At 39.3% G+C, this 13,143-nt stretch carries 15 protein-coding genes, 1 pseudogene and 1 other annotated feature; of the genes and pseudogenes, 3 read left to right on the top strand and 13 right to left on the bottom strand.

Annotated elements, in window-relative coordinates; translation table 11 throughout:
* Both AC1DSB_RS07495 and zapA read right to left on the bottom strand, forming a co-directional pair.
* Positions 1-418: CvpA family protein (locus AC1DSB_RS07495; RefSeq protein ID WP_477586299.1), on the bottom strand; the 418-nt coding region annotated here is incomplete at its 3' end.
* 4 nt (positions 419-422) lie between these two features.
* Positions 423-683 (bottom strand): cell division protein ZapA, encoded by a 261-nt coding sequence (gene zapA, locus AC1DSB_RS07490; RefSeq protein ID WP_477586297.1) that lies wholly within the window; start codon positions 681-683, stop codon positions 423-425.
* A gap of 90 nt (positions 684-773) precedes the next feature.
* On the opposite strand from zapA, the gene rnhC reads away from it, so the two are divergent.
* Positions 774-1,712 (top strand): ribonuclease HIII, encoded by a 939-nt coding sequence (gene rnhC, locus AC1DSB_RS07485; RefSeq protein ID WP_342543298.1) that lies wholly within the window; start codon positions 774-776, stop codon positions 1,710-1,712.
* A 157-nt stretch (positions 1,713-1,869) separates the two neighbouring features.
* Here the strand turns inward: rnhC and pheT are convergent, their stop codons facing one another.
* From pheT to AC1DSB_RS07470, 3 genes are all read right to left on the bottom strand, one after another.
* Positions 1,870-4,281: a phenylalanine--tRNA ligase subunit beta gene (pheT, locus tag AC1DSB_RS07480; protein WP_477532054.1), complete on the bottom strand. Its 2,412-nt coding sequence runs from the start codon at positions 4,279-4,281 to the stop codon at positions 1,870-1,872.
* A 12-nt stretch (positions 4,282-4,293) separates the two neighbouring features.
* The gene (gene pheS, locus AC1DSB_RS07475) at positions 4,294-5,331 is read right to left on the bottom strand and encodes a phenylalanine--tRNA ligase subunit alpha (protein ID WP_016426725.1); all 1,038 of its coding nucleotides are present in this window, start codon (positions 5,329-5,331) and stop codon (positions 4,294-4,296) included.
* Between the two features lie 260 nt (positions 5,332-5,591).
* Positions 5,592-5,826: a binding site (T-box leader), on the bottom strand.
* Positions 5,827-5,877: 51 nt separating this feature from the next.
* Positions 5,878-6,648 carry a TrmH family RNA methyltransferase gene (locus AC1DSB_RS07470; RefSeq protein WP_477586295.1) on the bottom strand — a complete coding sequence of 257 codons (771 nt, stop codon included), beginning with the start codon at positions 6,646-6,648 and terminating at the stop codon, positions 5,878-5,880.
* A gap of 93 nt (positions 6,649-6,741) precedes the next feature.
* Between AC1DSB_RS07470 and sspI the strand changes: the two genes are divergently transcribed.
* The gene (sspI, locus tag AC1DSB_RS07465) at positions 6,742-6,951 is read left to right on the top strand and encodes a small acid-soluble spore protein SspI (protein ID WP_016426722.1); all 210 of its coding nucleotides are present in this window, start codon (positions 6,742-6,744) and stop codon (positions 6,949-6,951) included.
* 34 nt (positions 6,952-6,985) lie between these two features.
* On the opposite strand, the gene AC1DSB_RS07460 is transcribed toward sspI, so the two are convergent.
* The 8 genes from AC1DSB_RS07460 to AC1DSB_RS07425 all read right to left on the bottom strand — a co-directional run bounded on the left by AC1DSB_RS07460 (position 6,986) and on the right by AC1DSB_RS07425 (position 12,838).
* Positions 6,986-7,432 carry a small multi-drug export protein gene (locus AC1DSB_RS07460; protein WP_477533050.1) on the bottom strand — a complete coding sequence of 149 codons (447 nt, stop codon included), beginning with the start codon at positions 7,430-7,432 and terminating at the stop codon, positions 6,986-6,988.
* Positions 7,432-7,929 carry a hypothetical protein gene (locus AC1DSB_RS07455; RefSeq protein ID WP_477533051.1) on the bottom strand — a complete coding sequence of 166 codons (498 nt, stop codon included), beginning with the start codon at positions 7,927-7,929 and terminating at the stop codon, positions 7,432-7,434. Before AC1DSB_RS07455 ends, AC1DSB_RS07460 begins: the two co-directional genes overlap by 1 nt.
* Positions 7,926-8,135 (bottom strand): helix-turn-helix transcriptional regulator, encoded by a 210-nt coding sequence (locus tag AC1DSB_RS07450; RefSeq protein ID WP_477533052.1) that lies wholly within the window; start codon positions 8,133-8,135, stop codon positions 7,926-7,928. Before AC1DSB_RS07450 ends, AC1DSB_RS07455 begins: the two co-directional genes overlap by 4 nt.
* 138 nt (positions 8,136-8,273) lie before the next feature.
* Positions 8,274-9,239: an ornithine carbamoyltransferase gene (gene argF / locus AC1DSB_RS07445; RefSeq protein ID WP_477586293.1), complete on the bottom strand. Its 966-nt coding sequence runs from the start codon at positions 9,237-9,239 to the stop codon at positions 8,274-8,276.
* 143 nt (positions 9,240-9,382) lie between these two features.
* Positions 9,383-10,027: a hypothetical protein gene (locus AC1DSB_RS07440; protein ID WP_477586291.1), complete on the bottom strand. Its 645-nt coding sequence runs from the start codon at positions 10,025-10,027 to the stop codon at positions 9,383-9,385.
* 344 nt (positions 10,028-10,371) lie between these two features.
* Complete coding sequence (locus AC1DSB_RS07435; protein ID WP_477586289.1) at positions 10,372-10,671, bottom strand: hypothetical protein; 300 nt, start codon at positions 10,669-10,671, stop codon at positions 10,372-10,374.
* A gap of 521 nt (positions 10,672-11,192) precedes the next feature.
* Positions 11,193-12,281, bottom strand: a complete 1,089-nt coding sequence (locus AC1DSB_RS07430) for a M42 family metallopeptidase (RefSeq protein WP_477533009.1) — start codon at positions 12,279-12,281, stop codon at positions 11,193-11,195.
* A 71-nt stretch (positions 12,282-12,352) separates the two neighbouring features.
* Positions 12,353-12,838 carry a dUTP diphosphatase gene (locus AC1DSB_RS07425; protein WP_477533008.1) on the bottom strand — a complete coding sequence of 162 codons (486 nt, stop codon included), beginning with the start codon at positions 12,836-12,838 and terminating at the stop codon, positions 12,353-12,355.
* Between the two features lie 99 nt (positions 12,839-12,937).
* On the opposite strand from AC1DSB_RS07425, the pseudogene AC1DSB_RS07420 reads away from it, so the two are divergent.
* Positions 12,938-13,143, top strand: a pseudogene (locus AC1DSB_RS07420) (sigma-w pathway protein ysdB); the annotation flags it as partial.

Raw genomic sequence — 13,143 nt, 5'->3', positions numbered from 1 at the left:
ATGCAATGACGTACATTACGATAAACAACAATATGTAGAATTCGATAAAGCCTAAAATTGCACCTGCAATCCTGCTGATGAATCCCAGTACCGGTAAGTAAGAAAGGAAATCAAACATGGATGCAACTAGTTGTAATGCAAATTTCACGACAAAAAAGATGAGTGCAAATGCAATTAATTGATAAAACGTCTGATCCAGATCCAATTTGTCGATTGCAAATGTCAGCCTTGAACTCGAGTCGACAGTAGGATATGGAATCCACAACACAAATTTTTCAGCGAGTGGTTTATAATAGGAGTAGGCAACGATGAGTGCAATAATGAATCCAGTCATATGAATCAATTGGACGATTAATCCTCGTTTTGCACCTACAAATAATCCTGCTGCTAATAAAACTATAATCAGTATATCTAACATGTATTCAACCMTTTAACCTTTTGATTTCTTCTTCTAGTTGTTCTACTTGTTCTTTTAATTTAACATATTCATGGACTGTATTGACCGCTGTAAGAACAGCCAACTTAGAACTATCTAATGAGGGATTGTGCGAATTGATTTCTCGCATTTTATCGTCAACCATAGAGGCAACCAGTCGCATATGACCGCTAGTTTCCGAACCTAGCATTTTATACGTTTGACCATATATATCTACTGAAACTCGTATTTTATGTTGCTCTGACAAAGGTTACCCTCCTCATCAAAAATCCTATAAATAATCATACCATGAAATACCTGCACATGTGAATAAGTAGCCAAAGAAAGGAAAGTGTTAATGTCGAACGAAGTGTTGCAACTATCTCCTATACAATTAAAAGAAGTTTTTACTCATTATGCAAATAATAGAATTGAGCGAAACGCACCAGGTGTCGTCTTCGCAGCGAAACTACCAGACACCTCCATCACAGCCTATAAATCTGGCAAAGTATTGTTTCAAGGGAGTGGTTCTACACGCGAAGCGATGCGCTGGGGAACATTAGAGGAGAAAGCAGGTAAAAAAGTGAGTTCCGCAAAAGGAGATACTCTACCTGAAGGTTTTGCTTTAAAATCTGTTATTGGTTCTGACGAAACGGGAACCGGTGATTTCTTTGGCCCTATGACGGTTGCCGCATGTTACGTGCCTGCTGATAAAATCGAACTTATTCATTTCCTTGGTGTAAAGGATTCCAAAATGCTAACAGATGACCTCATGCGGAAAATAGCACCCGACTTAAAAAGCACACTGACACACAGCATATTGATTCTGGGCAATGAGAAGTACAATACCGTCCAAGCAAAAGGCTGGTCACAAGGGAAAATAAAAGCCTTGTTGCACAATCAGGCGTTGAAGCATGTGCTCTCAAAAATAGCTCCTGAAAAACCAGAGTTCATTTTAATCGACCAATTTGCCGAACGTGGCATTTACTACAATCATGTGAAAGCAGAAAAAGAAATCATTCGTGAGAATGTGCTTTTCTCAACAAAAGCTGAACAATTACATGTATCTGTGGCAGCCGCTTCCATATTGGCGCGTGTCGCCTTTTTGGAGGAAATGGATAAGCTCAGTTTAAAAGCAGGAGTGACTATTCCAAAAGGTGCGAGTTCGAAAGTGGATGAAGTCGCTGCCCGAATTTACTTGAGCAATGGCGAGGAATTTCTTTCATCCATTACTAAAAAACATTTCGCCAACACAGGTAAAGCACTGGCTATTGCTAACAAGAAAAGAAGACAATAAGAGCAAACAATCCACCTCTATATACGAGGTGGATTGTTTTGTTTCCTACATATGTACTTGGTTTTTACAAAGGATAAAATCTGTCGTAGAGTAAAGCATTGCCAAAATGAAAAGGCTATTCCCATTCACCAATTGGTAAGTGGAAATAGCCTTTATTTTATCCTCGAAGTTGTGCGTTGCCTTCTTCTTCAAGTGCTTTTAGCACTTTCGAATGAGCCTTCACGACTTCTTCATCTGTTAATGTACGTTCTGGATCTTCGTAAGTTAGTGAGAATGCAACCGATTTATGACCTGGTTCCATTTTCTCTCCTTCGTATAAATCGAAGACGCGGATATCTTTCAATAACTTCCCACCAGCTGCACGGATAATCTGTTGTAAGTTGCCTGCAGCTTGCGTGCGATTTACGACTAAAGCGATATCACGTGAAATGGATGGGAAACGTGGTACTGGTGTATACAATAATGGCTCTAATGCGAAATTCAGTATTTTCGCCATGTTCAATTCCATTACATACGTTTCTTTCAAATCACGTTTCTTTTGTTCTGTTGGGTGCAATTGACCGACAACACCAATCACTTCATCTGCCAACTTCACTGACGCAGTTCGTCCTGGATGTAATCCATCCACTTGAGCTTGCTCAAATGATACATGTTTTTCTAATCCAAGCTTCGCAAATAGCCCTTCAATGATTCCCTTTAATACAAAGAAATCGACTGTTTTGCGTTCGCCTTGCCAGCTATGGTCAAGCCATTTGCCAGTCATTACTGCCGCCACATGCTCTTCTTCAGATGGAAGTCCTTCTGATGTTTCACCAAGGAACACTGAACCCGTTTCAAACAATGTCACCGAATCAGCTTTACGCGCAACGTTGTAGCTTGCTGCTTCCAATAAATGCGGAATTAATGACTGACGCAAAGTGCTGCGATCTTCGCTCATTGGCATCAACAATTCTGTTACTGGAGCCGTTTCAAGAGCAAATCGCTGTGCAAGTTCTTTTGAAGTTAATGAGTACGTAATTGCTTGATGCAAGCCTGCACCTTCAAGGAAGTTGCGAACTAAGCGACGTTTTGCTTGATAAGGTGATAAACCACCCGGTGTTGATTCACCTTCAGGCAAGGTCATCGGAATATCATCATATCCGTAGATACGCGCAATTTCTTCCACGATATCTTCTTCTATTTGAATATCCTGGCGACGAGTTGGTGCTTTAATATAAAGCAATCCATTCGCTGCTTCGAAATCAAATTTCAGACGGTTTAAAATTGACGTCATTTCTTCTAAAGAAATTTTCATTCCTAAACGATTGTTAATAAAATCAGGTGATACGATGACTTCTTTTTGAGATTTATCCAACTCATCAAATTTCACACTTCCTTGCAGTACTTCTCCTCCTGCAAGTTCGGCTATCAGTTGGGCAGCTCTTTCTGCAGCTACTTCCACACGGTTAGGATCCACGCCTTTTTCAAAGCGAGAACTCGCATCACTACGTAGGTTGTGATCTTTTGAAGTTTGACGGACAGAAGCTGGTTTGAAATAAGCTGACTCAATAACCACTGTTGTCGTGCCTTCATGTACTTCTGAGTTTGCCCCACCCATAACACCTGCGATTGCCACTGGTTCTTGACCATTTGTGATGACTAAATGATGAGCTTGTAATTCACGTTCTTGGTCATCCAAAGTGGTAATTTTTTCGCCTGCATGTGCTGCTCTGACAACGATTTCTCCCGTTTGTAAACGGTCGTAATCAAATGCATGAAGCGGTTGACCATATTCCATTAAGACGTAGTTCGTTACGTCCACAACGTTGTTATGAGGTCGTACACCTGCAGCCATCAAGCGTTGTTGTAACCATAATGGCGATTCGCCGATGACAACATTTTTGACGACTTTTGCCACGTACATCGGGTTTGCATCTACATCTTCTACGCGAAGTTTCAAGACGTTTTCTGCTACTTCACTAGACGAAGCATAGTTGATTTCAGGATATTTCATATCTTCAGATAGAATGGCACCTACTTCATACGCCACACCAAGCATACTCATCGCATCAGCACGGTTAGGCGTCAAGCCTAATTCAAGTACCGTATCGTTTAATCCTAAAATTTCAAGTGCATCTGCACCAGCTTGTGTATCTGCAGGTAAAACGTATATTCCTTCAGCATACTTTTTAGGTACAAGCTTCCCTTCAATCGCAAGTTCTTGAAGGGAACAAATCATCCCGTTCGATTCTTCGCCACGAAGCTTCGCTTTTTTGATTTTCATGCCGCCTGGTAATACAGCGCCAGGACGTGCAACAATTACTTTTTGACCTGCTGCGATATTCGGTGCGCCACAAATAATTTGTGTCACTTCTTCTCCGACATCCACTTGGCAAATCGATAATTTATCCGCTTCAGGATGCTTGCCGCATTCCAATACATGACCTACAACTACGTTTGTCATGCCATGTGAGCGGTCGATAACTGCGTCCACTTCGATTCCTGAACGAGTAATTTTTTCAGCGAGTTCAGCCGGAGCCAACCCTTTAGTATCAATATAATCTGCTAGCCATTTTGTAGAAACGAGCATGTGATCTCCTCCTTACACTTCCGTCCGGTGGAATTGCGATACGAATCGCACATCATTTGTATAAAAATGACGAATGTCTTCCACTCCATATTTCAACATCGCAATGCGTTCTGGTCCCATACCAAATGCAAATCCTGACAGACGTTTTGAATCGTATCCTGCCATTTCCAATACATTTGGATGTACCATACCTGCACCTAAAATTTCAATCCAGCCTGTTTTTTTACAAACATTACAGCCACTGCCGCCACATTTGAAACAAGAAATGTCCATTTCAACCGAAGGCTCAGTGAACGGGAAGAAACTTGGACGCAGACGAATTTCACGATCGTCTCCAAACATTTTCTTCGCAAATACTGATAACGTTCCTTTTAAATCACTCATACGAATGTTTTCGCCAATCACAAGTCCTTCGATTTGTGTAAATTGGTGTGAATGCGTCGCGTCATCATTATCACGTCGATAAACTTTACCAGGGCAAATAATTTTGATGGGTTCTCCACCTTTTGCTTCCATTGTGCGTGCTTGCACTGGGGATGTATGAGTACGCAGTAAAATATCTTCCGAAATGTAGAATGAATCTTGCATATCACGAGCAGGATGCCCTTTTGGCAAGTTCAATGCTTCGAAATTGTAGTAGTCTTTTTCTACTTCAGGTCCTTCAGCAATTTCATAGCCCATGTTGATGAACAGGTCTTCGATTTCTTCCACGACACGTGTCAGTGGATGATGATTTCCAGTTTTTACTGGACGACCCGGCAATGTCACATCAATTGATTCATTTTCAAGTTGTTGTTGAATGGCAGCGTCTTCTAAAATAACTAGGCGCTCATCGAGTACAGCGGTTACTTCTTCACGGACTACATTGACCAAGGCACCCATTTGCGGACGTTCTTCAGCCGGAAGTTTACCCATCCCTTTTAACAAATCGGTAATCGGTCCTTTTTTCCCTAAATACGCAACACGTACGTCTTGCAGTTCTTTCACAGTTGAAGCGGCTTGAATTTTGCCGATCGCTTCGTCTTTCAATTGTTGTAATTGTTCTTGCATGTGTACATCTCCTTCCATGAAGTAAAGCAATGTTTAATAATACTGTTGTTTAGCTTGCATTTGCGCTTGCCGCATGTTCCGCATGAAGTGGGACATGAAGGTGTTGCCACAATTTTTTTTTGCGACGAGTAACCGCAGGAGTAGAACGTGGCGTTTTTAACCTTCGTTTCTTTTCATGCAAGGCGCAAATGCACTCTTTCGTTTTTCAATATCAACAACATTCATTAACATAGCAAAAAATAAAAAAACCCCGCCCCTAAAAAAGGGACGAGGAACATTTTCGCGGTACCACCCTGATTACTACGCTGAGAATCCAGACGTAATCACTTCATTGAATTAACGGCTCTTCACCGGCGCACCTTTACAGCAATTGCTGGTCCTGATGGCAGCTAACGGGGTGAACTTCGATGAATCTTTACTATTTGCACTCACAGTCTCGGTGCAAACTTCCTGAAATAAAGGGTTTCATGTACTCTTCCCGGTCACAGCTTTTGAATGTATCAAATTAGATACTATTATACGCTCGAATTACGGTTTCATCAACATTCAATTTGATTGAGGAATTAATGTGTATAAAAGAATACCTGTCGCGACCGCTACGTTTAATGATTCAGCTTGTCCTAGCAATGGAATTTTCAAATTCGTATCTGTTTGAACAAGAAGCTCTGGCGAAAGCCCGCTTCCTTCATTGCCCATAATCAATGCAAATCGCGCTTGAGGTTTCACTTGGTTATATAGTACTGATTCGTCCAATGATGTACCGTACACAGGTATTTCCTGCTCCTTGCAGATTTGAACCCATTGAGATAAATCGCCTTTGACTATCGGAATATGAAAGTGCGAACCTTGACCTGAACGAACCGTTTTCGGATTATAAGCGTCTGCCGATCCTTTTCCTAAAACGACGGCATCTATTCCGGCAGCATCAGCTGTGCGAATCATTGTCCCGACATTCCCTGGATCTTGAACAGCATCAATAAAGAGAAGTTTTTTCCAAGTTTTTTGTTGCTCCTCTGTTGCCACTTGTTGACTACAATATGCGTATATTCCTTGTGAGTGCTCTGTTTCGGCAATTTCTTTCGCAATATCCATTGTGACTTCAATAATGTCTACATCATCTACATTCCAGCCAGTTGGAATTGTTGTTCCTTCTCTTACAATCATGGCTAACACATTCGACTTGTTTTTTAATGCCTCTTCAACCAAATGAAAGCCTTCGACTAAAAATTCTCCAGATTTATCACGTTCTTTTCGAACGGAAACAAGCTTTTTCCAATGTTTCACTTGTGAGTTTTGTGATGATTCAATACGTTTCATCGATTGTACGACCGCCTTTTTCTTTTAAGTGTATCAAATTCATGTATAAGTGGCGATAGTAGCGGACAAAATGAGATGTGAGGAGGAGAGATTATGAACTTTCAAATTCGAGATGCAATCACCGCCAACATGGTTGGCAATAGTGCTACAGAAATTCGTGAAGTAGTTGAAGATGCCATCAAACGTGGCGAAGAACATTTACTTCCTGGACTTGGTGTGTTTTTTGAAAAATGGTGGAAAACAGCTGGTGAACCTGAAAAAGAATCAGTATTAAGACACTTGGAACAATCTTTCCAAGGATAAGTAAAGTCTCCGTATTGCACGGAGACTTTTTCATTTATATTTCCCGGACAAAGAAATCAAAGCCGAGTGCTGTTAATATTCCGAATACCAATGCCCACAAAGCAATGCTGATAGCAGACCATATGGTCGTCTGTTTTTTGCTCCCACCCAATGTCATCGCGATAAATGCAGCAATGTGGGTCCCAATCAGTATGGGTCCAAGCAACAACATCCCAGGTAGCCCATATTTATTCCAAATCCTTTTTGCACGTTCACTGCGCTTGGATTCTTTCTGTACTTTCCCCTCGCGTCTTTTCGCTAACCATATTTTAAATTTATTGTATCCGATGATTAATGCCAAGACCGTTACCATATTCCCGATAAAGCCAATGACGACTACCCAAAAAGGATTTAATCCCGTTATGATACCTAGTGGAATTACCACGGCCATTTCAAGCCATGGAATGGCCGCCCCTAAAAACACTAAAAAATATTCCCACATTATTCTTCCCCCGCCAAATGTTTTCGTACTTCAATGTAATAAATTAAATATTGCATCCACGCCAAGATCAATATACCGAAAATCATCCAGAATCTAGATAATTCAAATACTAGGAAAATCGTTGCCATAAACGGCAGTGCCCACACAAAGAATGTGTAAACTTTTTGAGCAGCTCTTCTCGTAATGTGCATCATGCCTTCATCTTGCTCCAAGTATTCCAATGGTCGAATCTGCCACATTGATAGTTTTTGAGTTGGATTTTGCTTGTTATGTTTAGAGATTTTCATTGAAAAAATTGTGATCATCAAAACTGTAATAAAAAGAGCGCCCAACAATAAAAATGATTCCAATGCATCGAGCTCTACGGAAAAACTGAGTTCTTCAGATGTTTTGTATAGCTCTGTGGAGGCACCTGTTAAACTAAATGCTATAAAACCAAACAATACAATAAACGCCATTTGCCATAAAGGATACTGCACGCGTAAATCTTTTTTCATAATGGTTTCTCCCCTTCTAACCAAAATAATTGGTCTACAGTTATTTCAAACTCTCTTGCCAGTTTTAATGCCAATGTTATCGATGGTGAAAAATCTCCTTTTTCGATAAATCCAATGGTTTGTCGTGTAACACCCACCCTTTCACCCAGTTCAGCTTGCGAAAAACCAAATCGGGCACGAAGCTCTTTGACTCGGTTATGGAGCATTCCTTCCACCTCTTCTTGTTAAGTATTATATTCATAATGTAAACTATAGTTAACATTAAGTAAAGTATTATTAACAAATTTAATGTAATTTTTTCCATAAAAAAGCTCCTGACAAAATTAATCAGGAGCTTTACTACTTTATGACAGAATCGATGCTAATATGGCTTTTTGAGCATGGAGTCGATTTTCTGCTTGTTCAAATACTGCTGAATGCGGACCATCGATGATAGATGTTGCGACTTCTTCCTCACGATGCGCGGGCAAGCAGTGCAAGAATAAATAATCCGTTTTGGCGTGTTTCACGAGATCTTCATTAATTTGATACTCTTTGAAAGCATCAAGTCGCGCGGCTGTCTCTTCTTCTTGCCCCATACTGGTCCAGACATCTGTATAAATGACATCCGCACCTGATACAGATTCAATTGGATTGTTAGTCGCCAGGATGCTTGAACCATTTGAAGCGGCTAGTTTTTGAGCCTTGTTAAGAATCGTGGAATCAATTTCAAAACCTTTAGGAGTTGCAATGGATACATCAATTCCTAAATGAGCACACGCAATAACGAGAGAATGCGCTACATTATTCCCGTCCCCCACGTAAGCAAGTTTTAAACCTGCTAAATAGCCTTTCACTTCAYGAATCGTCAGGACATCGGCTAAAGCCTGGCAGGGATGGAATAGATCTGTTAAGCCATTGATGACAGGAATACTCGCAGCTTCAGCTAATTCTTCGACCATTTTATGTGAATGGGCACGAATCATAATGCCGTCCATGTAACCCGATAATACTTTTCCAGTATCTGAAATAGGCTCCCCACGTCCGATTTGCAAGTCTCTTGCATGCATATACATTGCATGACCACCTAATTGATTGATTCCAACTTCAAATGAAATACGCGTTCTGGTTGAGTGTTTTTCAAATATGAGACCAATCGTTTTTCCAGCCAGTAGTGGAGGATGCACGTTGTTTTTAGCCAACTTCTTCAGATTGGTTGCTAGTTCCAACAATTGTTTTACTTCCATTGAAGTATAGTCGAGCCATGTTAACAAGTCTTTATTTTTCACACTTTCCACTACTTCAAGATTTACGAATTCAAGTAATTTCATAAATATTCACTCCTCGTTATAATTATGTATAATCATTATATATTTGAATATTTATAATTACAAGTGCATATTTATTAATTAACTCAAAAAAAGTGCCTTATTTTCATAAGACACTTCAACTTTCTTTACACCCATTCTGCAAATTAGTTAATTCTTAGAGCAGCCAATGTGTTTTGTCCGAATAAAAATACATCTCTGTTATCATTCAGGCGTTGTACGAAAACTGTATAAGTTACATTTTTGCTTTCATTTGATTCGAATTCTACATGTGCAAATGGCACTTGAGTACGATCATCATGTCCAGGTTGATCAATTTCGAAAATTTGTCTGTAAATCGTACGTTCGCTACCTGACTCAGATGTTCTTACAATAGTTAACTTAATTACAGCAACATCATTACCATAAACACATGTGTCATTGTCAAAACCAACAATTCCGCTAAACCAAACTTTGTCATCTTTACAGATTTTTTTGAATGAAACCTGAAGTACTTGAATCGGTTCTTCGAATATTTCATCGTCTAAAACTGATGTATCTGATTGGAATTCTACTTTGTCTGTTTTGCCTGTGCATTTTTCACAGTCGTGTTTTTTCTTATCGTGATCGTCTTTCTTATCGTGATTGTCTTTCTCGCATACTACTTTAATGTTAACATCACCACACTTAGGACATTCCTTCTTATTCCAGTCGTGTTTATGGTCACACCATTCTACTTTCGTCTCTGCTTCACGACATTTGAAACAGTCACAGCCCTCTATTTTTWCCCAYGTCTTTTTGYTATATTTCATATTTGATTGCACCTCCTTCCTTTTGGACCGATACTAGATTCCGAGTTTCGGTTTCTATCAATCCGTATTTGCCTTACTCTATAACATATTAAAAGAGAGAAAATTGCTCTAGGCAGATTGGAAAACTAATAGTTTTTTCTATCGTTTCCCATTTCATATTTTTTGGACATAAAAAACGTAGTCACTTGGACTACGCCTCACTCTATTTATTGTATTCGAATAGTTCTAGTAATTTCATAAATATTCATACTTTGTTATAATTATAAGTTAAAATTTATTATTTAATAATAAAATAAAGTGTCTTATTTTCATAAGACACTTCAAATTTACATCCATTTCGTGAACTAGTTAATTCTTAGAGCAGCCAATGTGTTTTGTCCGAATAAAAATACATCTCTGTTATCATTCAGGCGTTGTACGAAAACTGTATAAGTTACATTTTTGTTTTCATTTGATTCGAATTCCACATGTGCAAATGGCACTTGAGTAAGATCGTCATGTCCAGGTTGATCGATTTCAAAAGTTTGTCTGTAGATGATACGCTCACTTCCTGACGCAGTTGTTCTTACAATTGTTAATTTAATCACAGCAACATCATTACCACAAACAACTGTGTCATTATCAAAACCAACAATTCCACTCAACCATACCTTGTCACCTTCACATATTTTGTTGAAAGAAACCTGAAGTACTTGGATTGGTTCTTCGAAAATTTCATCGTCTAAAAATGATGTGTCTGATTGGAACTCTACTTTGTCTGTTTTACCTGTGCATTTTTCACAGTCGTCTTTCTTTTTCTCATCGTGATCCTTCTTATCGTGATCTTCTTCTTTGCATACTACATGGATGTTAACATCACCACACTTAGCACATTTACATTCATCTTTTTTATCCCAATCGTGGTTTTTTTCACATTTTCAATCCGTTTTCCCTTACATCTATAACATATTAAGTGATAGAAAAATGCTCTAGGTAGATAGGAAAACAAAATAGATTTTTTCAATAATTTCTCACTTCAAAATATATGGGACATAAATAAAAGCGTAGTCACTTGGACTACGCCTTCACCTTTCAATTAATGATTGATATGACAACAATCTATCATGCATAAAATACCAAGAGTATCAAAAAAACATCGCCTCAGCGATGCTTTCTGATTTCCTTATTAGTCGAAGATAATTTTGTTCACTGTGTCACGATCTAGTTTTTTGATTACCGCCACAATCAGTTTGACTGCATTTTCATAATCATCACGGTGTAAAATACCTGCATGAGAATGAATATAGCGAGTTGCGATCCCAATAGCCAATGAGGGAACACCGTTTGCTGTCAAATGAATCGCTCCGGCATCTGTTCCTCCTCCAGGAATAGATTCAAACTGATAAGGWATGTTATTTTCTTCGGCAGTATCTACCACTAGATCGCGAAGTCCTTTGTGAGAAACCATTGAAGCATCAAACAATACCAATTGTGGACCTGCTCCCATTTTGCTTGTAGATTCTTTTGCTGTAATCCCTGGCGTGTCACCAGCAATACCGACGTCAACTGCAAAACCAATATCCGGCTTGATTTTCGCCGCTGCTGTGCGTGCTCCACGTAATCCAACTTCTTCTTGGGCAGCTCCCACACCATATACAATGTTTGGATGTTTCTCATCTTTTAATGCTTTAAGGACATCAATTGCGATTGCACAACCAATACGGTTATCCCACGCTTTTGCCAGAAGCATTTTTTCATTGTTCATAACAGAGAATTCGAAATATGGTGTTACCATATCTCCTGGCAATACGCCCCACTCCATAGCTTCTTCTTTCGAAGAGGCACCGATATCAATAAACATGTCTTTGATATCAACCGGTTTATTGCGTGCTTCAGGTGATAAGATATGTGGTGGTTTCGATCCAATGACACCAGTAATAGATTCACCTTTACGCGTCACTATAGTTACACGTTGAGCAAGCATAACTTGTGACCACCAGCCACCAACGGTTTGGAACTTTAAGAAACCTTTATCATCAATTTGAGTGATCATGAATCCGACTTCATCCAAGTGACCGGCAACCATGATTTTCGGGCCTTCCGCGTCGCCTACTTTTTCTGCAATTAAGCTGCCCAGATTATCTGAATCCATTCGGTCAGCAAATGGCTCGATGTATCTTCTCATAACATCACGTGCTTCACGTTCATTCCCAGGTATGGCCTTTGCATCTGTTAAATCTTTCAGCATCGTAAGTGTTGCATCAAGTTTCGTCATTATTTCGTCCTCCTAAATATGCTCTAACTATCTTATTATAATGGAAACGTATTCAGTTTTCAAAATATTCGTTAATAACCAGTGCGTTGACGTTCGTAATTTTTTTCATTCTTATCAATATATGCTTTTACGATTTGAAGATGTGTAAAACCTAGTGATGATCCAACTGCTCCATACCATTTCCACACATCTTCATATAGGGGTCTGGTTGGTTCCTGGAGAAATTGTTGAATAGATGCATGGGTATTTAGAAATAATTGAGTCAGGGAACCTGCTTTTTCCTCAACAGGCCATCTATCTAAATCGTCCAATTGTTTTTCAATGCCGAGAGACAGTAAGAAATGAATAGAATCTACGTATTCTTCCAAAATCGTTTCCTTATCGGATGGCCCTTTTGCACTCCAAAATTTGAAGCAACGTGTTTCATTCGCCAATTCAGCGAGTTCAACTAATAACGCTAACCCTTTTTCAAGAAATACATCATGAGATATATTCTTCTCCGATTGAATATATCTGTCGAGAGCTTTTTGCATCGTAAATAACTGCTGTAATTCCATATCAAATACCTCCAGAAAAAAATTTGAACAATCTTGAAACCAAAGTATTTGTTCATCCGTATACCATAGTAACACGTCTGCCCAAAGGGAGGTTCCATTATGATCATCGTATTGATCCGATTTCTTATACTCGCACTTGTTGTCTATTTGTTTTACCGTGGAATTATTTACTTAATGGATCCCAAGCGAAAACTTGATGACGCTTACGAAAAGGGTGCTTACTATTTTTACGATGATGTGAAAAATGTGAGGAAAAATTTCTTCATTTCATTTAAAGGGGCACTGTTTGAGGGCGAGAAATATCT

It is taken from the genome of Paenisporosarcina sp. P4_E4_2 (assembly GCF_056401595.1).
Note: the sequence above shows the minus strand (reverse complement) of the source record. Positions and strands in the feature narration are given on the sequence as shown.